The organism is Vibrio sp. GJ43-1 (assembly GCF_055808835.1).
In genome coordinates this window covers 1,106,252-1,128,832 of record NZ_CM147884.1, presented here as the reverse complement: position 1 = coordinate 1,128,832, position 22,581 = coordinate 1,106,252, and the positions used below count along the sequence as shown (strand labels likewise).

The window sequence follows — 22,581 nt, the reverse complement described above, 5'->3', positions numbered from 1 at the left end:
AGTCACCGTTATTTGGGATTTGGGACAAACTTATTGTTTGCAATATCCGTAATTCAGATAGTATTAGATGAGTGTTTGCAGAAATACGGACAATGGTCATGGCAGAGATTGAAACAGAAGGTTTTGAATTTTTTGGCTTAGAAGAAGCCATATTTCGAAAAATGGTGATAGAGAGAATTGAAGCGTTGATGGTGCAAGCCAAGCTCTCTAAAAACGCCCTAGCAAAAAAAACCGGGATTGGACGTTCGGGTCTATATGAAAAGATGGATCGTGATGCACAAAGCCATTTCACTATTCAAGATTTCTACCGAATTGCAAAGGCCTTAGACGTGAGCATACTTCAATTGTTTCCGATGACGAACCTGGAGCGACACCATGGTGGACAATTACCATTACCCGCCAGTACGCTAAAGTTCCTTGATGTGATGCTCTCCGCTCCACAAGAAGATATTGAATTCCTTTCCAAATTTTATACTTCATTGCAAAAGCGAGATCAAAACACACGCTAGCGACCAATCATGTTATGGCTAAATGAGGTGACACCAGCTTCACTCATCCAACTTAAGGACACTAGGTCGTACTACTTTCCAAATTACGGACATTCGCTCTGATAGGATCTTCATCCATAGCGCACACTCGGTGCCATTTATATGATGAAATATCGGAGCACATACATGAAATTAGCCGTCACCCTCCCCCTCTGGTTCTAGCTTTAATGGCGAATAGCGCGTTAAGTTATGCAGACTCGTCACTAGCATCTAACAAAACGTTGGGGGTAGATCGAGACTATTCTGGTCATCGTATTGGTTTGGGAATAGACCAAGGAACAGAAATACAGAGTACGTTGCATTTTACTACTATTGATGACTGGCACACCCAGTACCCTCAAACGGTCGACCATAACGACCCTTTAAACGGATTCAAAATAGAATACGGCTATGACTTCAACCGAATTATCTCGTTAAACTTGGGATACAGTAAACTTAGCCACGACGTTAAAGGGACGCACACGATAGGGCTCGATCATGCTCGCTACTACCGAGAAGCAAAAGCTGACATAGACGTAGTCAATGTTGAGGCAGAATTAGGGTACGCTTTCATTGCAGGCAGCTATGATTTGAAACCCTACGTGGCACTGGGCGTTAAACATACAACTGGCTCATCTAGTGGGTATATAGACACGGGAATTAACCATGAACGGTATAACCATAAACTGGATGACACCGCCTCTTATATGGCATTAGGTGCACGCTTAAACACCCCTATTGGCCTCTATCTGGATACCCGACTAGGTACGTCTTGGACATTAACAATGGGGTATAAATTCTAACGCAACCATCATTCAACGACTATTCAATCGGCAGTATAACATTGGACAAATCAACATGAGTTTGTGTCACTAAACATTAAATAGATTAGATAGCATGGAACGCTATCAACGCCGTACACCATGCCAACTTGCACGACTGCATATTCTCACAATACAACATCGAACTTTATGCAATCAATTCAGCATTCTGTGATACTGAATCACATCGACATCAAGGTCATTGATTTTCGCGAAAGCTTTAATGTGCTTAACAGCCTTAAATTCATTCCCTTCTAAAACTTTCCTAGACCCCAAGTTGCTCGTCACAGCATGTGCACAAACTTCCGTTAATGCGCTAGAGTTGCGTAACTGCTGCAGCAATTGTTGAAGCGCCGATGAGGCAATGCCTTGCTTAAGATAACCATGTCCAATGCGATAACCAATCTCGGCCATTGTTGGTGTGCTTTCTTTGACGTTAACGTTAATACGACCGCAAATATCCCCGCTTGCCGTTTTAATTAGCATAGGAAGCATTAAACCAGCGCGATGATAAAGAAGGAACTCTTGCGTCTGAGCTCTTACGCCCTCTAAAGAATAAAAGCCATCCTCACGGGGTGGAACATGCTGTTCAAACCACGCTTGATTTTCTGTTTCAAATGCCAGCAGCGCCGCACAATCATCAAGATGAAGCAAGGTTACTTGTATGCCTTCCATCGCTTTTTCCTAGTAAATACGTACCACATGAACGGGCTATCTAGTCCGTTTAGAACACCTCGTTGACATGGAAGTAAAACGTACCACCATGCTCACCATAACCAATATCAGCACGAACATTCACGGTATCTTTAATCTTCAATCGAAAGCCTGTCCCTGCGCTCGCGAGAGTATTGTCCCACAACCCTGACACATCATTGGAAACGGTACCTGCCGCCCCCCAGAATACGACTCCGACACGCCAATACACTGGTAATCGGTATTCAACTTGCCCCATCATCATTTGGTTGTCACGGTAGCGTCCAAGAATGTAACCACGCATCGCATCTGAACCGCCGAGATCCGGAAGATGATTCCATGGTACTTCACCCGACGTTAAATTGGCCTGAACTTGCCACGCAAGCAAACCTGGCATCGGAGCTAATGCTAAATACTGCGATGCCTTTATTGAATATTTGCCAAAGTTTTCTGAGTTGGTGGTGTCGTGATACAAGCCAATATCAGCTTGCAACAACGTGCCTCGAGAAGCATTGGTGACGTTATCGCGTGAGTCATACACATTCGATACAAACAGCCCATAACTGGTATTGTCGGTAAGCTCCGATGCCACCCCCTCTTGAGTAGGCGTGTCAGACTTTATTTCATGCGGCTTGACCGATTTGATGTTACCGCCAAAGCCAATAAAGTAATCACCGGAAACACGGTTAAGCCAAGTCGGCTTAATATCTATGACCTGTTCTTTAAAATTGACGAGATTACCGTCTTGCTGACCATTGTCATAGCCTTGACCGTAGTATGTGGCCGCATCATCGAAAATTTTAAGATCGGTATAAAGACGATTATCGCCGCCATTATAAAAATGCTTATTACTTAGTGTGATCCCCGCAGAGCCATTTGAGGAGGCATACGGATTCACAACCAAAGATGAAGGCTGCCCAGTACCATCCGTTTCGTCACCATATAACCCGACATACAGCAACCCTAGTCCTAATCCTTGTTCTGGTTTGTAAAACACCGCCGGAATATAGCTTGAATTTAAGCCTTTTGATGAATCGTATTCCGATTCAGCACCGAACACATCCAGCACTTTATCTAGCGCATCGGTGGTTGGGTTTGGCTTGGATTCAAAAAGGGGAACAACTTCTTTAGGCGCTGCGGCAACCTGAAAGCTGCCGATAAAACCAATACCGATAAAGGAGAAGCCAAAAAGAACAGTAGAAAATAGGTTGCGCATAGATTGAGTTCTTAAATTCATCACAGATTAGGACAAAACAATGGGCAGAATTATACGGGAAAAAGTTTCAAGGCGTGCAAATATCCAGTTAATTGCTGCAACGATAATAAAACGACAGATGTTAGGTAAAAAAAACCGTGGCCTTTTGCCACGGTTTCATTGCTAGTCGTCGTAACTCAAACACTTAACTCTCGTAGAGAAAGTGGTCAATGACTGAAGTAATCTTAACCTTGAATACCGACGATCAACCATGGTGCATTCTGCGCCGTTAGGTCGCGCTCTAGGTGCCAGATATCTTCGATATCTTCCTCAATGCCTTCTGCCGCATCACGATAACGACCTGAGAACTGTAGGCTTAGCTGAGCTTTATTCGCATCATAATCGCCGCGTACAATTTCAACATCAACGTACATCACGTCAGTGTGTTGTTCGCCTTCAAGCTTAGCGCGCTCGGCCATTAAGTCTTGTAGCAAACTTGGCGATACATACTCTTCAATAGTATGCAGCTCATTATGGTTCCACGCACCTTGCAGAATTCGATAGTGCTCACGAGCGCCATTTAAGAACGCTGCAGCATCAAATCCCGGTGGGTAATTGTGAGGAATATCGCTTTGACCCGCAGCGCCAAAACCACCACCTGTAGCCGCATTCTGAGGCTGCTCAAAACTTTGAAAGTTTTGTTGTGATTGCTGCTTTTGCTCAAACGGGTTACGTGCGCCATTACCGCCAAATGCAGGCTGCTGACGCTGCTGGTTCATACTGCCCTGCTTCGCGCCAAGTAAATGCCTCATTAGTTTGAAGATAACGAAGGCGATCAGGCCCATAATCAAAATATCCATAAACTGGATACCTTCAAATGCGCCGCCAAAGAATGCCGCTAGTAAGCCACCAGCAAGAAGACCACCTAGCAGTCCACCCATCAGGCCTTTCTTACTACCCGCTTTATTTTGATCTTGTCTTACCGTGTTGGTATTTTGCTTTTGTTGTTTTGGCGCTGGCGCCGTTTTAAAGCTTTTCCCAAACGATTTACCGCCACCGAATTTCTTCGCTTCAGCAACAGGGTTCACCGTTACTGCAAGTACGAGTAACGCGATGAAAGAGAATAAACGTTTCATTCTGTACCTTTTTTTATTGTTACGTAATATCGTAAACTCTGCGGTAGGGAATACGATGGTTAACGAATCATATACTGAGCTTAGCACTAAAGGAAAGCATCATATGATCCGACTTGTTTCAGAATATTGCACGTTTGTTGCAAACAACGTGAGTTTCATCTATTGAATTCGCGTTTCTCTGTTCTCATACAAGGCTTCATCAGTTGACGCTGCTAGTACCTCACTCTAAAATAGTGAACTGTGTTCAATTCGATTATCACTATCATGGCCCGTAGAAACGATCATACAAGGGAAGAGCTTGTCCAGCTAACACTTAGCACGGTCAAAACCTACCTTAACGAAAACTCACATCACACGCTTAGCCTGCGAAAGATCGCTACGCTGATCGGTTATGTACCAAGCACTTTGGTGAATGTTTTTGGCAGTTATAACCTTCTACTGTTACGAGCCGTTGCCGAAACACTTGATGACTTATCAAGTGAAGCAAAAAGTGTGGTTGATCATGCTCAAAACCCAGAAGCAGCGCTTTATGCTTTAGCGGCTTGCTATCACGATTTTGCCCAGCAATCGCCTTACCGTTGGCAATTGATTTTTGAACATAATATGAATGGTGACCGCCTGCCTGAATGGCAAGCACAGCGTATCAATGGAATGACCGCAATGCTTGAAGGCTTACTCTCTGTTCATAGACCTGATAAATCACACTCCGAAATACTAAAAGCCAGTCGCGTGCTATGGGCAGGCGTACACGGTATTACGTTACTGAGTGTTGATGATAAATTTTTCTCTGCCGAACCTATCGACGGCAACGAGCTTATTCGAGACCTTATCTCGAAATACCTACAAAGCTGGTAACACCACAAGGAACGGCAATGCCACACTCGACATCAGGCTCTTTGCTCTCACAAAGGCGCTTTTTACCCTATTTCATTACTCAATTTTTTGGCGCTTTCAATGACAACATTTTTAAGAATGTATTGTTATTGTTCGTTGCGTTTGCAGCTCCCAAGTATTACTGTATGTCGAGTAACTTATTTATTAACCTCGCTGCGGGTCTGTTTATCCTGCCCTTTTTCCTATTTTCGGCCTCCGCGGGCGTGCTTGCAGACAAATACGAAAAATCATGGTTTATTCGTAAAGTAAAACTGATTGAAATCGCCATCATGTGCTTAGGGGCGATTGGTTTTATCACACAAAGCTATGGCATTTTGCTCTTTTTACTGTTTTTGATGGGCACCCAATCGGCCTTCTTTGGTCCCGTGAAATACGCGTTGTTACCTCAACAATTAAAGCCTAATGAACTCCTTTCCGGCAATGCTCTCGTTGAAACGGGAACGTTTATTGCCATTCTTGTAGGGACATTAGGTGCCGGGCTAATTGCGTCAGCTGAGCATGCCAACTACGTCGCTGCAGCGAGTGTCGTCATTTTTGCTATTGCGGGTTACCTATCCAGTCGCTACATTCCTGAAGCGGCCGCCAGTGCCCCTAATTTGAAGTTTCGTTGGCAGCCAATTAAACACACCAAAGAAACGCTGAAAATTGCTCATCAAGATCGTGTGGTGTTTCAATGCATCATGGCCATCAGTTGGTTCTGGTTTTTGGGCGCAACCTATCTAACGCAATTCCCAAACTTCACTAAAAACCATCTTATGGGCAACGAAGCGGCGGTTTCTTTTTTATTGGCGCTATTTTCTGTTGGCATCGCATTAGGGTCTATGCTGTGTGACAAGATGTCTAGAAACCGCATTGATATTGGTATCGTGCCAATTGGTAGCCTTGGTATCACCATTTTTGGGGCGCTCATGGCTTACGCTGTCCCGAGTGATTTACCGCTGTTTGATGGTTTTTCTGCATTTGTCGCACATTCAGCTTTATGGCCTGTTTTTGGCTTCTTGCTGCTGCTGGGCATTTCTGGCGGCCTCTTCATTGTGCCGCTTTACGCACTAATGCAACAACAAGCGAAAGAAACAGAGCGCGCTCGAGTGATTGCCGCACTTAATATCTACAACTCACTGTTTATGGTGGGCAGCGCAGTTTTGGGTATCGTCACCTTGTCGGTACTCGAATTAACGATCGTACAACTGTTTCTCGTTCTAGCATTATTGAATTTCGCGATGGCGGTTTACTTATTTCGACAAGCGCCTGTATTTGTCGTTTGCTCGATCGTCCGCGGCCTAACGGCAATGCTTTACCGAGTCAATCTTAAGAACCTTCACCACATCCCAAAAGAAGGCGGCGCGTTGATTGTTTGCAACCACGTCAGCTATATGGATGCCGTGGTGGTAACGGCAGCCTGTCCACGCCCGATGCGCTTTGTTATGGAAGAAGATTACGCCAACTTTAAACCTAAGCACGTCGCTTCTTTAAAGGGTTAGGCGTCATCCCTATTTCTGCGACGAAACAAGGTTCAATTCGCCGAGCCTTTGGTGAAATTGAAGAGGCATTACGTCAAGGTGAAGTGGTGTGTATTTTCCCAGAAGGGCGTCTGACCCCTGATGGTGAGATGAACGAGTTTATGCGTGGTGTTAACTTGATTATGAAGCGCTCTCCCGCACCCGTCATCCCAATGGCACTCAAAGGGCTATGGGGCAGTTATTTCAGCCGTCACAAAGGTCGTGCTTGTAAAGGTCTACCCAATCGATTCCGAGCGAAACTGGAAGTTGAAACGGGTGAACCGAGTAGAACCAAGAGAAGCAAGCAGCCAAGTGATGTTCGAGAAAGTCTCGACGCTGCGTGGTCAATATCGCTGATTAACACGCTACATGTTCAGTATTATTGAACGCTAGTTCATTAATATAAGATTTTTCTATCCAATAAATAAGGATAGGATGGCGATACTGATATTCGCCATCCTATTTTTTACGGTTACCTATGCTGACCTTGCTTCGATCGTCTCCGCTGTTTTTTCTAGCCTTAGTTGTTTGTCTCACCCCTTGGATATCATCGCCAATTGCGTTGATACTGGGTTTTCTGCTGACAACCTTCAGCTTAGTTCCACGCGGGTTGCCATTAGCGAAATTTACCAAAACGTTGCTTGCCTATTCTATTGTCGGACTGGGGTTTGGGATTCATCTCGATCAGGCCATTCAAGCCACCAGCCATGGTATCGGCATTATCGTTGCAACCATTTTTGGTACGCTGATCGTCGGTTGGTTTCTTGCCAAACGTATGGGCGTTGAAAAACAAACCGGATATTTAATTGCCTCCGGGACGGCGATATGTGGCGGAAGCGCCATCGCCGCTGTCGCGCCCGCGATTAATGCCGATGACGAAAAGATTGGCATTGCGCTCGCCACCGTATTTGTGCTTAATTCTGTGGCTCTGTTTGTATTTCCAGTCATTGGTCATGCGTTACAGCTTGATCAGCACACCTTTGGTACATGGGCGGCCATCGCCATCCACGATACCTCTTCTGTTGTAGGGGCAGCATCGGCGTATGGTGAAGAAGCCCTGACAACCGCAACCACGCTTAAATTAGCTCGCGCGCTATGGATTGTGCCTGTCGCTTTTATTAGCGCACTGATTTTTAGCAGTAAGCAAAAGAAAATCACCATCCCTTACTTCATTGTGTTTTATTGCGCCGCGATTTTAGTTAGTGACTACTTTCCACAATTTGACGTCGCCTACCAAAGCATCTTCGCACTTTCGAAACAGTTATTGGTGGTGTGCTTATTTTTGATTGGCTGCAGCATTTCTGTTGATAAACTCAAGCAAGCGGGAAGTAAACCCATGATCTTTGGTGTTACTCTGTGGCTATTGATTTCGACGATTTCGTTGGGTTGGCTGATGACGCGGTTTTGCGTAGTTAATCAGAAGTTACACCGCAAAGATAACCCGCGTCTTTGTTAGCTATGTCGAAATCATCACACGATAGCCAAGGTATCGTGTGATCCAATTCTGAGTCTAAACGCTTAAAAAAGAACTCATATACTTTAGGGTTGGTTATACGGTTTACCCAATGCGATTGATTCTATCGAAACAAAATCCCCCTCCGATGTGATAGCGGGCATCGTTGCGCCTTCTTGACGTCCAATGCTCACTTTCACATCCACTCCCCCATTGGCTTCATACGCCTTTACTATCCAGTTATCCGCCCCGTTTTGCGTCGACAAAATAACATATCTCCACCACTCTCGGCTCGCAGACAATTGGTCATCAGGGTACGTAAATTCGAAATCATGATCAGATTTTTCTAAAACCGATCGGGCGGCATCAAGTGCTTGGTTTTTTGTCACTCCATCATAATGACGCGTCGTGACTTGGTGCCACTCCGAACGAGACAACTGGGGTGCGGTTGCACAACCTGTCATAATAATTGCGGTCACAGCCAAGATAAAAATGGTTCTAAAGTGCATTCTGGTTACCTATTGATTTATTGCGATTGTTTTCAATTGGTACCACTGAAGTCTGAACGACTCCCGATACTGGGAGTCTTCACTTTTTGGGGTACCATCCATCTTTTTGCCACTATGCCGTCGGCTCTCTATCTCTCATTATCTAAATCTCTAAAATTGATAACCAACATCGACCAACCATTGACCAGACTTGAATCCGTTCGTTTCTTTTGAGTAACTAACACCAGTCATAATGTGCTCGTTGAATTCCCCTTTCACTCCGACTGAAGCAACAAAGCTATTATTAGTTTCGTTTTGTCCGCTTCCTTTTATCTTATCCCACGACCAACCAGCAGTAACATAAGGCTTAACCACGACAGAGTTTGAAACGTGATAGGGCATCCCATAACCGATAGCAGCTTGATATCGGTCTAAATCAACCGAGTGACCATACTTTTTCTCAGCATCGGAGTTAGAGCTCAAATTTCCTGATGTTGTTGTGACTCGAAAATCAGTAAATAGGCTCTCTTTTAGCGAGGGGACGAGATAGCCTTGAGAGAAAACCGAGTAGCCTTGTAACGTACTTCCATGGCTGTTGTCGGTTGCATACCCTGCGCCTACCGTGATGCCTGAAAAAAAATCTTTCATTGTGGCCGCTTGGCTAAGCGTTGATACAACAGAGAGTGATAAAAAAGCAACGGTTGCTTTGTTCATGTTACATACCTCATTTTATTGGCTTCCCCTAGTATTTCGCAGGGCGAACGATTAAAAGAGGACCATCTACTTTTTGACTATTCACCTTTTTTATTTTGATCTACACTTTTGCCTACATTCCGTATTATTCGAGGTATTTTGTGGACAAGTCTGGCAACGTCATTCAATTACAACGCCTTAAGCAATTGGAGCAACGGTTTCATCTCACCCGCGCCATTGTAGATAAAAATCAGCTATCAGACGTGTTCGTATGTTCAACGCGGAATGTCACTAAGATAATGAATAACCTAGCGTCTTTAGGTTGGGTAGAGTGGCACCCGGGGAAAGGTCGTGGCAATAAATCTACGCTGTTAATTCTGTGCTCGTTTCAGGACCTACTCACTGAGCAATTGAAAATAATGATACAAAATGGCGGGCTAAACGAAGCTTTTAAGTACGCGACTATTTTTCACTATCAACATATTTTCAAACAAAAACTGCCAGAATGGTTAAAAGTATATTCTGATGACCTTGAGCGCTCTGATGAACTCAATGGATTGGTGGGTTATTCATTACCTCCTTGCCACCCTATGACGATGACAGAACTTCAGTCTGGGATATACGTGAATGCGATGTTTGATACGTTAATCCGATTCAACTCTGTAAGCGATACCTTTACTCCTCACTTAGCACACCAGTTCTACCAATCGAATAACACTTACTTTTTTCGAATTCGTCCGGACGTCTATTTCCATAATGGCGAGTTACTGACACCAGAACATGTAAAGAGCCACATGATCAAACTCACCAAACATACACCGTTATTCACGAGTGTAAAATCGGTGTCAGTCAACAAACGTTGGCTTGAAGTCACTTTGCATCATGATGACCCGATATTTTTGCATGCGTTAGCTGACATTCATTGTAGTGTTTATTTGGATAATGAGCGTGACCCAGAGTTTCCATTTGGCACAGGATGCTATCGCTGGGAGACTCGCCTTCCTGAACACTGGTCGCTAATTAAGAACGAGCAATACTTTGGGGTACACGGGATACTAAAACGAGCGGATTTCTGGGTGGCGGATTCGAATATGACTGACCAGCTTGAACAAAATAATATCAGTGTTCAAACCGAGGTTGCAATGCACAGTGAAAAGGAACGACAAGCCCACTCAAAGCGTACCACCCATTACCGACTAAAAGGGTGCCAAGCGGTGTGTATTGCTCACCATGTTCCCGTTCATGTCCGAGAACAACTGGCATCAAGGTTAAAACGTACCTCACATCAGCACTTTTCTACCTCTCAATCAACCCAACTGTCGTGTCAGAATCTGTTTGGCGACGACTTTAATACATCAACATATTTGGCAACGAGTGATCTAGACTCAAATGAACACTCCGCATTAGGGGGAAACAATAACCTATTGGAATAATGAAAATAGTGCCTTAGCGGCAATGTTAGAGAGCCTATCAAGTACTGGTGCGACTCTAAAACCCACCAATGAATTAAGCGAAGCGGATGTCTGGCTAAACGACTATTTGTTTGGTCATGACATATTACTTGACCAGTTTTATTGGTTGCTTGCTAATAAAATGACTGAGCAGTTACTTCCTCCCGTTCTTCATAAGCAATGGAAAGATGCGATTGCACATTCCAGCCACTTATCTCAGCTATTTTTAGATATTGAAGAAGTATGTAAGCAGAAACACTTCATTGTTCCTCTGTGGGGGAAAACCGTTTCGTTCACCACCCATGAGTCACTTCGAGGAGAAAGTACGGATTCGCTCGGTCTGATGAATTTATCTGACCTATGGTTTGATAAGCGCGATCATCAGCGTTAAAAGTATGTCATTACAATGGATGAGCAACATGGCATGCATCGTACCGTTTAAATACCGAATTGATTGCGAATAACCGACTAACATACATGCGAAAAAAGTATCGTTTTTTTCTTCATTTACTGCTGAGCATTGATTGAGGCGGTTTAGTCGACGATGTTGTACGGCGCTTTACACTAACGAACAACACAACGGTGAGAATGAATGCGGTGAGCTCCGCCATTGCCCGTGGCAGCCCTTCCGTGGAGAGTGCCAGTAAAATCTGCAGCACAATTGCTATTCCAAGAGTTATATTCATTCCATTTGCTCACGTCATTATCCTAGAGACATTATGGTGAGCAATGACCAAAGAGAAAATTCCGTTTTGGACTATGAAATAACCACATAGTCAGACTGCGCGCTTGATAGCCAGATTTTAACTTGTGCCCTTGATATTTTAATACCTGACGACGCCAATGATTCTGGTAGATGATAATACGCGACAGGATATTTAAACGTCTCTAAACCAGTGCCTTTAAGTCGTTGGTTCATTACTAACTTTTCATCTGAGCTCCATTCGCATGGACTCATTTCTGAGTCATCACTATTGATATTTGAGCTTTGTATTACGGCAACGGGACACGCACCAAACTCATCGCAGCCAACAGGTACGATAATGGCCTGAATAATATTGGGAAGTCGATTTAATACCGCTTCTATCTCTTCACAGTGGATATTTTCCCCACCTGAGATAAACAAATTGTCTGCTCGTCCAGTCACAAGCAGCTCATGATTTTCACTCCAGCGCCCCAGATCCCCGGTATCAAACCACCCATCCGTTAATGCCAGCGCTCGAAGGTGTCCTTGATAGAAGTAGCCTTGAGACAATACTGCCCCTCTGACCTGTATGCGCTGATCTTGTAACTTAACTTGTCGATTGGGTAAGGCGGTACCAGAAGAATACTGTTGGTCAACGAGCTTGGCCGTGACGGTTGATGCGGTTTCTGTCATGCCGTACCCCATCCACATTTCAATGCCCAAAGCTTGAGCTTGTTGGATCAAATCTGCAGGGATATGACTGCCACCCAGTAACACGCGTTTAAGCTGATTGGGAATACGCTGATCGATAATTCGTTTCAGCTGCGTGACAACCAAAGACGCATGACTGACATCCACGATGTCTTGGCTAAATACACCACTGGCAATTTTTAACTGTGCACCGACGGATAGCCAACGCCAGATAATCGCCAAACCGGAGACGTGAAACATAGGTAGGCTAAGCAGCCAGCTGTCGGTGTCACGATACGTAAACCGCTCTAACAATCCTCTTGCGGATGCTAGGTGCTGCTCAACCGTGTGAACGACCGCTTTAGGTTGACCTAGTCGATCCTGAGGTAAAAATAATCGAGGCGCGTTGGTTTAGATCAGTATCGCTGAACACCTCAAGTGACGGCCTTTTCTCAAGGTGCGATTTATGCTCGAGTGAATGCAGACGTATTGAACGACAGTCTCTTGTCAGACTCTGCGCAGTAAAATCGATACCTGAATCGGAGCAATCCCATAGGTAGGCCTTCTCGTTCGCTTTGTATAGCGTCTCTAGCTAGGTCATTTATATTTGCTGATGTCGAGACCATCGCCGGTATCGCACCATGAGCGACACACGCCAAATAAGCGAACACAAGGTCGATTTCGGCTCGCCCTACTAGGCACACCACGTCGTGAGTTTGTACGCCCTCGTTAATTAAGCACTGTTGATATTGCTGTACTGTTTTCTGGATCTGTTGCCAAGTGTAGGTGCGGTTTACCGTCACTACCGCAGTATCATTAGGCTTGTGCTGCGCCCACGCTGTCCATACGTTCACGCGCTCATGGTCTCCATAGTTTGCCACTTCGCTACGACTGCCAGTACAACGTCTGTTCATCCAGTGTTGAGACAGGAAGTCGACATTTTGGCCACGTCACTTCAAGTTGGGCGGCGAACAACTGCATCGTATCAAGACCCGGCGTTTCATTTGGAAGTTGCCATTGAGAAAAACGAGCAAGGTGATTAAGACCGATACTGCTTTCTAAACTCGAGCTAATGACCACTTGGATACCGTGCTGATGCGCCGCTTCAATCAGCGATATACATTTCTCTAAACTACCGACCAATGTCGGTTTCATAATCAGCGTTTTTACTCCAGTTAACGAGCGGACCGAAAAATCCGATGCTCGCACCGCTTCTTGTAACGTTTCATCCCACGCTATCGCTATTCCCGTATCAATGGCAAAAGAGAGGCTATCACCCGGTGTTTTGCACGGCTCTTCAATAAAAGCGATACGCTGGCGCAGCGATGGCGAGATGTAAGAAGCAAATTTGTTGGCTTTTTCAAGGCTCCATGCTCGATTGGCGTCCAACCTCAACGTCAAATCAGGGATGGACTCCAAGAATAGACTGACGATCATGCCATCACGAATCGCTTCGTACATACCCACTTTAATCTTTGCGACTTTATGACCGGGCATCGTATTGAGGATAGGAAGAAGATCATCAGGATCACCCGAACATAACGGCGCCGCCTGATAATTGCCACTGATCGGTAAGCGATTAGCCAGATCCATTACCGCGCACGATAAGCCAAATGCCACTGAAGGGAAACACTCGTCAAGATCAGAGTCAAGATGGCCTTCTTTCACCCATAATTCAAGGTATTGCTGCGCTTGAATGCCAGCTTCTTGTAATGACTCTTGACTAAAACCCGGTAGCGGTGCGATCTCGCCCAACGCATGTTTGCCGTTTTCAATCAGTTCAACAACCCACCCTTCACGTGAGGTGAGTTTGGTATCTCGTAAGATCACGCCACTGTCCATCGGTAGCGTGTAGCGATAAAGCTTTGCTTGTCTCATGGTCGACATTCCGCGTTTAAGTGTTATTTTGAACAAGTTAGAAGCATTGAAGATAGGTGTTGTCGGCCGCTCTTTCAATCAAAAAGAGCGGCGTTATTACGGTTGTCGCTTAAGGGTTACGTGGGAATTTATGGAAATCAGGACGACGTTTCTCGTTAAACGCATTGCGCCCTTCTTGACCTTCTTCCGTCATGTAGAACATCATGGTGGCATTGCCCGCAAGCTCTTGCAGACCCGCCTGACCATCACAATCAGCATTGAGTGCCGCTTTGAGGCAGCGCAGCGCCATTGGGCTGTGTTGCAGCACTTCACGCGACCAACGAATCGATTCTTTTTCTAGATCAGCAACAGGAACCACGGTGTTAACCAGCCCCATGTCCACCGCTTCTTGAGCATCGTAAAAACGACACAAAAACCAGATTTCACGCGCTTTCTTTTGGCCAACGATACGCGCCATATAAGAAGCCCCCCAACCACCGTCAAACGAGCCGACTTTCGGGCCAGTTTGACCAAATTGGGCGTTGTCTGCGGCAATAGTCAAATCACACATCATGTGTAACACGTGACCACCACCTACCGCCCAACCTGCTACAGCAGCAATCACTGGCTTAGGACAGGTGCGGATCTGACGCTGAAAATCGAGAACATTTAAGTGGTGCGTCCCCGTATCATCTTGGTAACCACCGTAGTCACCACGAACGGACTGGTCCCCACCGGAACAAAATGCCTTTTCACCCAAGCCCGTTAAGATAATTACACCAACATTTTCATCATAGCGCGCATCGGCTAACGCACGGATCATTTCTTGAACGGTACGAGGCGTGAATGCATTGTGAACTTGTGGTCGTGCAATAGTAATTTTCGCAATACCATCTTCAGATTTGTGATATTGAATATCTTCAAAGTCACAAGTAACGTCAGCCCAATTTACGGGTGCATAAAGTTCTTCTTCGGTTAATCCAACTGTTTTTGCCATGGTATGTTCCAATGTTAGCCACCGTTTAGTTCGGTGTGTTTATATACTTGAGCAGAGCTGAGGTAAACGCCTTAGGGTGCTCTTTATGAACGTTATGTCCCGCATGCGGAACCACGTGATGATTTAGGCCGCTAAGCCTTGCCAGTGCAGTGAACTTAGTATCATTTGCACCACTGATGAATAACGGCGTATGACCGGAGTCAAAACTCAGTTGTTGCACTTTGTCTAGTAAGTACGGCTGCCGCCCTAATGAGGTGCTATCAAGCATCGCACTTAATTTGTTGCCTAGGTTAACACTTCGCTTCACGATCAAAAGTTGTCTTTGCTCATGATTTAATGAAGAAAACACCGGCTTGTTGGTACCAGTCGGCTAAAACCTCTGCAATTTTTTCATTCTGAAAGCGTCTTGCCCAGACTTGATCCGCCATTAGGCGTTGCTGACGCTCATCATGGCTTTGCAGGCCAAAATTGCCGCCTTCAATGACCAGCCCTAAAATTGGGTTTGTACACCATGTCTCTGGATCGTCCATCGTTAAGCGATACATCAGCAATCGCGCCCCCAATGAATAGCCAATTAGACACACGGGGGTCACTGGGTCAATTTGGTATTCATCTAAAGCACGTTGAATTGCCATACCCAGTAACAAACTTGCCTCTTCAAACCCAGAGCATGTGACGTGGGCACTTAAGCCATGTCCTGGCAAGTCTAGGAGCAAACGTGGGTAATCCGTCAGCTCATCAGTGACGTTACACCAATCATCGGTCGAACCAAGAAAGCCATGCACAAAGACCAATATAGGTCGATGCGTGTGCGGTTGGCATCCCGGCAGGAACCGCGTGCTCAGTAAATGAGAGTTTAGTAAATGATCGTTATTCGGCATGATGCAAGTGCGGGAGTTTCAACGCTTTCACCTGCTGGGCAAGCGAACGAATGTGACCGCCGACTTCTTCGCTAGGCGTGTTCACTTCCACTAAGAGCGTCTTTGTACCGTTCGCTAAGTGATTAAGCAGCGTCGACTCAAGCTCATCACTTGATTGAGGCTGGCAATACTGCAACCCAAATTGCGCAGCCGCATGCTGGAACGTGAAGCCATGAGGCATTTGATAGCAAGCGACTTTTTGTTCCACGGGAACCGGAAGTAAATCAAAAATCGCGCCACCATCATTGTTCGTGACCACTATGACGTTCGGCTTCGTTGAATGACTAAACAACGCTAACGAATTCAAATCATATAAGAGCGAGGTATCACCGAGATACATCACAATTGGCGACTCTTCGGCACGAGCAACACCACTCGCCGTCGCCACTAGCCCATCAATTCCTGACGCGCCGCGATTGCTATAAGTACGACGTCCATGAATCGAAGACACCATATCAACAAGCCGAACAATAAGACTATTACCCAAGAACAACGGTATCCCTTCGGGTAAACCCTGCGTACTTTTCGCGACATCCAATTCACTTATTGTTTCACTTGGAGCCGATAAATGTTGGGTCGCAGAGGCAAACCGAGTCAAATCATCTCCCCAGTGTGCATATTGAGGTGACGTTAACATCGCCAATGCATCCCCTAGCCACTGCTTTATATTCACCGACAAATGTGTCATCGGCAAATGGTCAGGGTTGATACGATCCCAATGCTCACTGAGCAAGACGCAGCGGGTGCCGCTGGTCACTTGTTCCTTTAACCATTGGTTAAGCCTTTTAGACACAAACCTAGCACCAACTTGCAAGACAAAATCGGCTTGTGAAAGATGCTGATGTGCTACTTGATTTTGCAACCAAAGATCATAATGTTGCCAATCGCCACCTTGACCCGATTGAGGGTCAAACAAAATCGGCCACCCCAACGATTGAGCCAACGCGGCCGCCTGATTGGCGATAGTCAAGCTCGTATTCCCAACAAGAATGACCCCTTTTTTCGCCTCTAGACCTAGCCTATTTACGCTCTCACTATAATCACCAACGACAGGTAATTCATATCGCACATAAACATCATCACTTGCCAGCCAGCTTTTGATTGAGCCTCGATACGCCTCAAACATCGATTGGTCTTCCCCGCCGTACAATGGCTCTGGGTAAGGACAGTTGATGTGAATGCTTCCACCATTTTGCTGTTGCGAGACAAACGCCGAATCAATGGTGGTTAGCAGCCAATTTAATGAAACAGCGGTATTAGGAGAAGGCAACCCGACATATTTGGTCACGTGATGAGAAAAAATATCCGTTTGCACTATGGCTTGGTTTGCGCCGCACTCCACCAGCTCGATCGGACGGTCAGACGTCAGCAATATCAGCGGTTCTTTGGTCAGCATAGACTCGGCAACAGCAGGCAGTAGATTAGCCACCGCAGTGCCTGACGTGACAATAACCGCGACCGCGTTATTGGTCGCTTTTGCTAGCCCCAGCGCGAGAAAACCCAACCCACGTTCATCAAAATGGGTATGCAAGGTAAAACCACCGTGTGCGACCGCTTCTAATGTTAACGGTGTGGAGCGAGAGCCGGGAGCAATGCAAAGGTGGCGTACCCCTTGTCGATACAGCGCCTCCAACATGACCTTTGTCCACACCCGATTTAATGCGGCTTGGTGTGCCATCATGATGCCACTCCAAGTAACGGATGCTCAGTAATCAGGCTAAGCAAGGTCGACATTTTTTTATCCAGCTCTTGCCATTCGTGATCAGCAACAGAACCGGGAACAATGCCTGCGCCCGCAAACAGTTGCAATTGGTCTTCAACGATCAATGCACTACGAATCGCCACACAAAACTCGGCACCATCGTGACTAAGATACCCGACAGAGCTAGGCATACCAGCCACGAGCAAAAGGTTCATTTTGCTCTATGTACTGCATCGCAGCCTGACGCGGTAAACCCGCCACCGCCGCCGTTGGTTGCAACGCTTGCAACAACTGCACGCCATTAATTCCGGCCTTAAGTTGGGCATGAATGTTACGTTTCAGATGCTGAACTTTTCGCAGACGAACCAAACGAAGCTCTTCTTCTATCGCAACCATGCGTGAATGCGGCGCCAAGCTTTGCTGAATATCATCCACGACATACTGATTTTCATTAATATTTTTAACGTCTTGGGTTAGCCAGTTAGATAATTGCATGTCATGAGAGGCATTCCCTCCTCGACCTATCGTTCCAGCTAATGCTTCCGTCTCCAGCTCTTGCCCACGGCGTCGATACAAACGTTCGGGTGTTGACCCAACAAAGCTATGCTTGGGAGACAGCGCCATTAAAAAGTGAAAGCTATGATGGTTGTTCAAATAACTGGCTTTTAGCAGTTGAGCGGGAGAAATTGGCGTTTGCAGATCAATTGACGTTTTGCGTGCCAGTACCACTTTTTTAAATTTATTGTGCTGAATTCCCTGCAACACATCATCAACTAACTGACCCCATTTTTCTTCTGTAGGGGTGTGCGTCATCGCTACTACCGAGGTAGAAATAGGAGGCAAGTCCTGATGAGAAACAATCAGCCGCTGGAGAGCTCGTATTGATATATCAACGTTTGTCCCGATATTGACTGCTAAGCGCCAACCTTTATCAAAACGAATCAGTTCTATTTGCGGAAGAAAAAAGAAAGCAGGCATGCAACGGCGGTTCTTGGCCGTATGACCATCAAAAGAGCGTCCACCCCATACGCGTTGATTATGATCTAAGATCGCGTACGCAGGCGCGGGTTCAGAAAACGTATGTAACTGCCCCAAAGCCACGACTTCTTCACGAGTATCTCGCGACTGCCAGTAGAACTTAGGATAATGAGGTTGCACATCTAACCAGTCAATACTTGATGACTTGGGTTTACCATCCAATGGTTGTTCGAGACGCTTCGTACCCGGCGGTACACTCTTCAACTTATCAAGAAGCTGGATAATAGCTTGTTCTAAATGAGACAAATCAACCTCAAAACGATTTCTTTAATTTAATCAGTAATACAGAAGCTACTGTATTTATACCTACAGGATAGATCAAGCGCCATTACCCTAATTTGCTAGCCACGTGTTGTAGCACGTCACAACCAGATTCATATCAACACTTTATTTGTGAGTTTTCTTAGATTTTTATTCTATAAAAACGCAATCTGGTGTAATTTGGTAAAGAAATTATCGGATTTTTAGGAACATAACAATGAAAAATATCGAGATGTCGTCAAAACTCGATAATGTCTGCTACGACATTCGAGGACCAGTACTCAAACATGCTAAGCGCATGGAGGAAGAGGGGCATAAAATCCTGAAACTAAATATAGGAAACCCCGCCCCCTTTGGTTTTGACGCCCCCGATGAAATCTTAGTCGATGTGATAAGAAATTTACCAACATCGCAAGGTTATTGTGATTCCAAAGGTATTTACTCCGCTCGTAAAGCTGTGGTGCAACACTATCAAAAGAAAGGCATTCACAGTTTAGATGTTGAAGACGTCTATATCGGCAATGGCGTATCTGAGCTTATTGTAATGGCGATGCAAGCTCTGTTAAACAACGGAGATGAAATGTTAGTTCCCGCTCCTGACTACCCTTTATGGACAGCAGCGGTTTCTCTATCTGGCGGCACGCCCGTTCACTACCTCTGCGATGAGGAAGCGGATTGGTACCCAGACCTAGATGATATTAAGAAAAAGATTACACCGAAAACACGCGGCATCGTTCTAATTAACCCGAACAACCCAATCGGTGCTGTCTACAGTCGCGACTTTTTGCTTGAAGTGATCGAAATTGCTCGCCAGCATAAACTGATTATTTTTGCTGACGAGATTTATGACAAGGTGCTTTATGATGGCGCAACACATATTCCAGTGGCAACACTTGCTGAAGATGTACTGGTTTTAACCTTTAATGGTTTGTCTAAGTCGTACCGTGTTTGTGGCTTCCGTGGCGGTTGGATGTTTTTAACCGGGCCAAAAGAGCATGCGGTTGGCTACATTGCAGGTCTAGAAATGCTCGCCTCCATGCGACTTTGTGCCAACGTGCCTATGCAACATGCCATTCAAACCGCGCTTGGTGGATACCAAAGTATTAATGAGCTTATTCTGCCCGGTGGTCGATTGCTTGAGCAACGAGATCGCGCGTACGACCTCATCACACAGATCCCTGGTATTTCTTGTGTGAAGCCGAAAGGCGCCATGTACTTGTTCCCCAAAATTGACACTAAGATGTACAACATCAAAGATGATCAACGCATGGTACTCGACTTTCTCAAACAAGAAAAAGTACTGCTAGTACAAGGCACTGGCTTTAACTGGCCAAAACCCGATCACTTCCGCATTGTGACACTGCCGCATGTCGAAGATCTAGAATTAGCCATTGGGCGATTTGAAAAATTCCTAACAACATATAGCCAGTAACTCTTTCATATTGTTATTAATAAGCCTATTCTTATTGAATGCCGCACTGTGAGGTGCGGCATTTTTTTAGGGAGGTTGCCCAATGGAAAACAGTTGTCTCAAAGAAAGCCACTTTTTTGCCCACTTAGCACGGATGAAGCTCATACAACGCTGGCCTTTAATGCGTTCCGTATCCAACGAAAACATCTCCGAGCACAGCCTTCAAGTTGCGTTTGTCGCGCATGCACTCGCGATAATAAAAAACAAAAAGTTTGGTGGAAAAACCAACCCCGAACGCATTGCCATCTTAGCCATGTATCACGATACCAGTGAAGTGTTAACCAAGCGACCTCCCCACCCCTGTAAAATACTACAACCCTGAAATCGCCAAAGAATATAAAAAAATTGAAGCCGCCGCCGAGTTAAAACTTCTGTCCATGTTGCCTGAAGAGTTTCAAGAAGATTTTAAGCCCTTTCTCGTTTCTACTAGCGCTTATGAAGAAGACACTAAAATCGTCAAACAAGCCGATTCTCTTTGTGCTTATCTCAAATGTCTTGAAGAACTCAGTGCGGGCAATCACGAATTTGCGTTAGCGAAAAAACGACTCGACCAAACACTTGAATCCATAGCAACTGAGGAAATGAATTATTTCCTGCATACCTTTGCCCCGAGCTTTGAACTATCGCTCGATGAGATCAGTTGACCCGCCTCTAATTAAGACGCGAAGCGGCAAGGCAGCGAATAGAAACCTAATATCTCCGTCGCCGTTCCCTGAAAAAGCGACACGATAGAGCGTAATGAGAGTGGTAACCCAATGCAGCTAGAACAACCGTTGATTTGGCAATCAAGACACAGTGATGAGCACAAACTACGCAGGAATGATCATAGGGACCCTTATCAAAGAGATAGAGCCCGAGTCCTGCATTCTGCCGCTTTTCGTCGCCTGCAAGCTAAAACACAGGTTCATGGCACCGGAGGCAATGACTTTCATCGAACTCGCCTTACACACTCACTTGAGGCGGCACAAATTGGCTCTGGTATTGTTTCTCAGTTGCGTCAAAAGCAGCCTGAGTACCTAGACATTTTACCTAGTGATGCTTTAATTGAAACGCTATGCCTTGCACATGATATAGGTCACCCCCCATACGGACATGGTGGTGAAGTCGCGTTAAACTATATGATGAGAGACTTTGGCGGCTTTGAAGGCAACGCCCAGACATTTCGGATCGTGTCACAGCTTGAGCCCTACACCGAACATAACGGGATGAACTTAACTCGCCGAACATTACTTGGCTTGCTCAAGTATCCTGCATACTTGAGCCAAACCTGCGCAAGAATTCAGCCAGAGCCTGTCGCACATCAACGTCAGTTAAAAGCCAAAGACTGGTCATCAAGCTAAAGGCATTTATGACCAAGATAACGCGCAATTTGAATGGGTCACACAGCCACTCAGCCAAAGTGACCAATCGCAGTTACAACAAATGCGTACACCACTACCGAAATGTCACCAGCACCACAAAACCAAATTCAAATCTCTAGACTGCTCCATTATGGAGTTGGCGGATGATATTGCTTATGGGGTTCACGACCTCGAAGATGCCATTGTGCTTGAGTTAATCAATAAGGAGGTTTGGCGAGCCAGTATTGAAGGTCAACTGTCTTTACAAGCTAATTCATGGTTTACGCAGCATTTTGATGCCATTACTGAGTTGCTATTCTCTGGCAAACATTACCAAAGAAAAGACGCCATTGGGGGCATTGTAAACGCGTTACTCACGAGCATTTGTATCACACCGCATGCTGATATTGCCTTTGATTCGCCTTTGCTTCAGTTCAATGCCTTCTTAGAACCTGAAATGGCGCATGTACTCACCATCCTCAAACAATTTGTTAGTGAGCACGTTATACAAGTGCCACGGGTTCAGATTTTTGAGTATAAAGGTCAGCAGATTATTATGGATCTTTTTGAAGCGTTCAGTGCGGATCCAGCTCGCTTGTTACCCGAGTCCACAAAAGAGATTTGGTTGAATGCTCAAGCGCAAGAGGGGAACGGAATGCGAGTCATCGCCGATTATATTTCTGCGATGACTGACGGCTACGCACAAAAAATGCACCAACAATTATTTGCGGCGCATTCGCATTAATGACAGCCCTTATTCACATTGGTCG

At 45.5% G+C, this 22,581-nt stretch carries 22 protein-coding genes and 3 pseudogenes; 11 read left to right on the top strand and 14 right to left on the bottom strand.

Annotated features, from left to right (window positions below):
• The first annotated feature begins 98 nt into the window (after positions 1-98).
• Together AC0L66_RS05460 and AC0L66_RS05455 are read left to right on the top strand one after the other, a co-directional pair.
• Positions 99-509 carry a helix-turn-helix domain-containing protein gene (locus AC0L66_RS05460; protein ID WP_473568639.1) on the top strand — a complete coding sequence of 137 codons (411 nt, stop codon included), beginning with the start codon at positions 99-101 and terminating at the stop codon, positions 507-509.
• Between the two features lie 206 nt (positions 510-715).
• Positions 716-1,330 (top strand): outer membrane beta-barrel protein, encoded by a 615-nt coding sequence (locus AC0L66_RS05455; protein WP_473568638.1) that lies wholly within the window; start codon positions 716-718, stop codon positions 1,328-1,330.
• Between the two features lie 174 nt (positions 1,331-1,504).
• Here the strand turns inward: AC0L66_RS05455 and AC0L66_RS05450 are convergent, their stop codons facing one another.
• From AC0L66_RS05450 to AC0L66_RS05440, 3 genes are all read right to left on the bottom strand, one after another.
• Positions 1,505-2,023 carry a GNAT family N-acetyltransferase gene (locus AC0L66_RS05450; protein WP_265675894.1) on the bottom strand — a complete coding sequence of 173 codons (519 nt, stop codon included), beginning with the start codon at positions 2,021-2,023 and terminating at the stop codon, positions 1,505-1,507.
• Positions 2,024-2,072: 49 nt separating this feature from the next.
• On the bottom strand, positions 2,073-3,257 hold the full coding sequence (locus AC0L66_RS05445; RefSeq protein WP_265675895.1) for a BamA/TamA family outer membrane protein: 1,185 nt from the start codon (positions 3,255-3,257) through the stop codon (positions 2,073-2,075).
• A gap of 224 nt (positions 3,258-3,481) precedes the next feature.
• Positions 3,482-4,372 carry a Tim44 domain-containing protein gene (locus AC0L66_RS05440; protein WP_473568635.1) on the bottom strand — a complete coding sequence of 297 codons (891 nt, stop codon included), beginning with the start codon at positions 4,370-4,372 and terminating at the stop codon, positions 3,482-3,484.
• 264 nt (positions 4,373-4,636) lie between these two features.
• On the opposite strand from AC0L66_RS05440, the gene AC0L66_RS05435 reads away from it, so the two are divergent.
• The 3 genes and pseudogenes from AC0L66_RS05435 to AC0L66_RS05425 all read left to right on the top strand — a co-directional run bounded on the left by AC0L66_RS05435 (position 4,637) and on the right by AC0L66_RS05425 (position 8,221).
• A complete protein-coding gene (locus AC0L66_RS05435) occupies positions 4,637-5,227 on the top strand; it encodes a TetR/AcrR family transcriptional regulator (protein WP_265675897.1) in 591 nt (196 codons plus the stop codon).
• 17 nt (positions 5,228-5,244) lie between these two features.
• A pseudogene (locus AC0L66_RS05430) lies at positions 5,245-7,122 on the top strand (MFS transporter).
• Positions 7,123-7,243: 121 nt separating this feature from the next.
• Complete coding sequence (locus AC0L66_RS05425; protein WP_473568633.1) at positions 7,244-8,221, top strand: YeiH family protein; 978 nt, start codon at positions 7,244-7,246, stop codon at positions 8,219-8,221.
• Between the two features lie 83 nt (positions 8,222-8,304).
• Here AC0L66_RS05425 and AC0L66_RS05420 read toward each other — a convergent pair whose 3' ends face one another.
• Together AC0L66_RS05420 and AC0L66_RS05415 are read right to left on the bottom strand one after the other, a co-directional pair.
• Positions 8,305-8,727 carry a hypothetical protein gene (locus AC0L66_RS05420; RefSeq protein ID WP_473568631.1) on the bottom strand — a complete coding sequence of 141 codons (423 nt, stop codon included), beginning with the start codon at positions 8,725-8,727 and terminating at the stop codon, positions 8,305-8,307.
• Between the two features lie 150 nt (positions 8,728-8,877).
• Positions 8,878-9,420 (bottom strand): outer membrane beta-barrel protein, encoded by a 543-nt coding sequence (locus AC0L66_RS05415; RefSeq protein WP_265675900.1) that lies wholly within the window; start codon positions 9,418-9,420, stop codon positions 8,878-8,880.
• Positions 9,421-9,560: 140 nt separating this feature from the next.
• Here AC0L66_RS05415 and AC0L66_RS05410 point away from each other — a divergent pair, with 140 nt between their 5' ends.
• Together AC0L66_RS05410 and AC0L66_RS05405 are read left to right on the top strand one after the other, a co-directional pair.
• A complete protein-coding gene (locus AC0L66_RS05410) occupies positions 9,561-10,832 on the top strand; it encodes an SgrR family transcriptional regulator (protein WP_473568630.1) in 1,272 nt (423 codons plus the stop codon).
• A gap of 22 nt (positions 10,833-10,854) precedes the next feature.
• Positions 10,855-11,241 carry a hypothetical protein gene (locus tag AC0L66_RS05405; protein WP_473568628.1) on the top strand — a complete coding sequence of 129 codons (387 nt, stop codon included), beginning with the start codon at positions 10,855-10,857 and terminating at the stop codon, positions 11,239-11,241.
• 112 nt (positions 11,242-11,353) lie between these two features.
• Here the strand turns inward: AC0L66_RS05405 and AC0L66_RS05400 are convergent, their stop codons facing one another.
• From AC0L66_RS05400 to AC0L66_RS05360, 9 genes and pseudogenes are all read right to left on the bottom strand, one after another.
• Positions 11,354-11,536 carry a hypothetical protein gene (locus AC0L66_RS05400; protein WP_265675902.1) on the bottom strand — a complete coding sequence of 61 codons (183 nt, stop codon included), beginning with the start codon at positions 11,534-11,536 and terminating at the stop codon, positions 11,354-11,356.
• A gap of 71 nt (positions 11,537-11,607) precedes the next feature.
• Complete coding sequence (locus tag AC0L66_RS05395; RefSeq protein ID WP_473568626.1) at positions 11,608-12,540, bottom strand: AMP-binding protein; 933 nt, start codon at positions 12,538-12,540, stop codon at positions 11,608-11,610.
• A gap of 149 nt (positions 12,541-12,689) precedes the next feature.
• On the bottom strand, positions 12,690-13,079 hold the full coding sequence (locus AC0L66_RS05390) for an AMP-binding protein (RefSeq protein WP_473568624.1): 390 nt from the start codon (positions 13,077-13,079) through the stop codon (positions 12,690-12,692).
• A 31-nt stretch (positions 13,080-13,110) separates the two neighbouring features.
• Positions 13,111-14,103: an o-succinylbenzoate synthase gene (gene menC, locus AC0L66_RS05385; protein WP_473568622.1), complete on the bottom strand. Its 993-nt coding sequence runs from the start codon at positions 14,101-14,103 to the stop codon at positions 13,111-13,113.
• Positions 14,104-14,212: 109 nt separating this feature from the next.
• Positions 14,213-15,079, bottom strand: coding sequence for a 1,4-dihydroxy-2-naphthoyl-CoA synthase (menB, locus tag AC0L66_RS05380; protein ID WP_265675905.1), 867 nt, complete (start codon positions 15,077-15,079; stop codon positions 14,213-14,215).
• Positions 15,080-15,104: 25 nt separating this feature from the next.
• Positions 15,105-15,392, bottom strand: a complete 288-nt coding sequence (locus AC0L66_RS05375; RefSeq protein WP_473568620.1) for an alpha/beta hydrolase family protein — start codon at positions 15,390-15,392, stop codon at positions 15,105-15,107.
• Between the two features lie 13 nt (positions 15,393-15,405).
• On the bottom strand, positions 15,406-15,864 hold the full coding sequence (locus AC0L66_RS05370; RefSeq protein ID WP_473569187.1) for an alpha/beta fold hydrolase: 459 nt from the start codon (positions 15,862-15,864) through the stop codon (positions 15,406-15,408).
• An 85-nt stretch (positions 15,865-15,949) separates the two neighbouring features.
• The gene (gene menD, locus AC0L66_RS05365) at positions 15,950-17,680 is read right to left on the bottom strand and encodes a 2-succinyl-5-enolpyruvyl-6-hydroxy-3-cyclohexene-1-carboxylic-acid synthase (protein WP_265675907.1); all 1,731 of its coding nucleotides are present in this window, start codon (positions 17,678-17,680) and stop codon (positions 15,950-15,952) included.
• A pseudogene (locus AC0L66_RS05360) lies at positions 17,677-18,985 on the bottom strand (isochorismate synthase). The gene menD and the pseudogene AC0L66_RS05360 overlap by 4 nt, the downstream one beginning before the upstream one ends.
• A 232-nt stretch (positions 18,986-19,217) precedes the next feature.
• On the opposite strand from AC0L66_RS05360, the gene AC0L66_RS05355 reads away from it, so the two are divergent.
• The 4 genes and pseudogenes from AC0L66_RS05355 to dgt (AC0L66_RS05340) all read left to right on the top strand — a co-directional run bounded on the left by AC0L66_RS05355 (position 19,218) and on the right by dgt (AC0L66_RS05340) (position 22,556).
• Positions 19,218-20,432, top strand: coding sequence for a pyridoxal phosphate-dependent aminotransferase (locus AC0L66_RS05355; protein WP_473568619.1), 1,215 nt, complete (start codon positions 19,218-19,220; stop codon positions 20,430-20,432).
• Positions 20,433-20,514: 82 nt separating this feature from the next.
• Positions 20,515-21,115: pseudogene (yfbR, locus tag AC0L66_RS05350) on the top strand (5'-deoxynucleotidase).
• A gap of 111 nt (positions 21,116-21,226) precedes the next feature.
• The gene (gene dgt, locus AC0L66_RS05345; protein ID WP_473568617.1) at positions 21,227-21,811 is read left to right on the top strand and encodes a dGTP triphosphohydrolase; all 585 of its coding nucleotides are present in this window, start codon (positions 21,227-21,229) and stop codon (positions 21,809-21,811) included.
• Positions 21,812-21,815: 4 nt separating this feature from the next.
• Complete coding sequence (gene dgt / locus AC0L66_RS05340; protein WP_473569186.1) at positions 21,816-22,556, top strand: dGTP triphosphohydrolase; 741 nt, start codon at positions 21,816-21,818, stop codon at positions 22,554-22,556.
• The last annotated feature ends 25 nt before the right edge of the window (positions 22,557-22,581 follow it).

Excerpts from the sequence above, each read along its gene's own strand:
- AC0L66_RS05460 (WP_473568639.1), top strand. The coding sequence starts at position 99 with ATGGCAGAGATTGAAACAGAAGGTTTTGAATTTTTTGGCTTAGAAGAA.
- AC0L66_RS05455 (WP_473568638.1), top strand. The coding sequence starts at position 716 with ATGGCGAATAGCGCGTTAAGTTATGCAGACTCGTCACTAGCATCTAAC.
- AC0L66_RS05450 (WP_265675894.1), bottom strand. The coding sequence starts at position 2,023 with ATGGAAGGCATACAAGTAACCTTGCTTCATCTTGATGATTGTGCGGCG.
- AC0L66_RS05445 (WP_265675895.1), bottom strand. The coding sequence starts at position 3,257 with ATGCGCAACCTATTTTCTACTGTTCTTTTTGGCTTCTCCTTTATCGGT.
- AC0L66_RS05440 (WP_473568635.1), bottom strand. The coding sequence starts at position 4,372 with ATGAAACGTTTATTCTCTTTCATCGCGTTACTCGTACTTGCAGTAACG.
- AC0L66_RS05435 (WP_265675897.1), top strand. The coding sequence starts at position 4,637 with ATGGCCCGTAGAAACGATCATACAAGGGAAGAGCTTGTCCAGCTAACA.
- AC0L66_RS05425 (WP_473568633.1), top strand. The coding sequence starts at position 7,244 with ATGCTGACCTTGCTTCGATCGTCTCCGCTGTTTTTTCTAGCCTTAGTT.
- AC0L66_RS05420 (WP_473568631.1), bottom strand. The coding sequence starts at position 8,727 with ATGCACTTTAGAACCATTTTTATCTTGGCTGTGACCGCAATTATTATG.
- AC0L66_RS05415 (WP_265675900.1), bottom strand. The coding sequence starts at position 9,420 with ATGAACAAAGCAACCGTTGCTTTTTTATCACTCTCTGTTGTATCAACG.
- AC0L66_RS05405 (WP_473568628.1), top strand. The coding sequence starts at position 10,855 with ATGTTAGAGAGCCTATCAAGTACTGGTGCGACTCTAAAACCCACCAAT.
- AC0L66_RS05400 (WP_265675902.1), bottom strand. The coding sequence starts at position 11,536 with ATGAATATAACTCTTGGAATAGCAATTGTGCTGCAGATTTTACTGGCA.
- menC (WP_473568622.1), bottom strand. The coding sequence starts at position 14,103 with ATGAGACAAGCAAAGCTTTATCGCTACACGCTACCGATGGACAGTGGC.
- menB (WP_265675905.1), bottom strand. The coding sequence starts at position 15,079 with ATGGCAAAAACAGTTGGATTAACCGAAGAAGAACTTTATGCACCCGTA.
- menD (WP_265675907.1), bottom strand. The coding sequence starts at position 17,680 with ATGATGGCACACCAAGCCGCATTAAATCGGGTGTGGACAAAGGTCATG.
- AC0L66_RS05355 (WP_473568619.1), top strand. The coding sequence starts at position 19,218 with ATGAAAAATATCGAGATGTCGTCAAAACTCGATAATGTCTGCTACGAC.
- dgt (WP_473568617.1), top strand. The coding sequence starts at position 21,227 with ATGCAGCTAGAACAACCGTTGATTTGGCAATCAAGACACAGTGATGAG.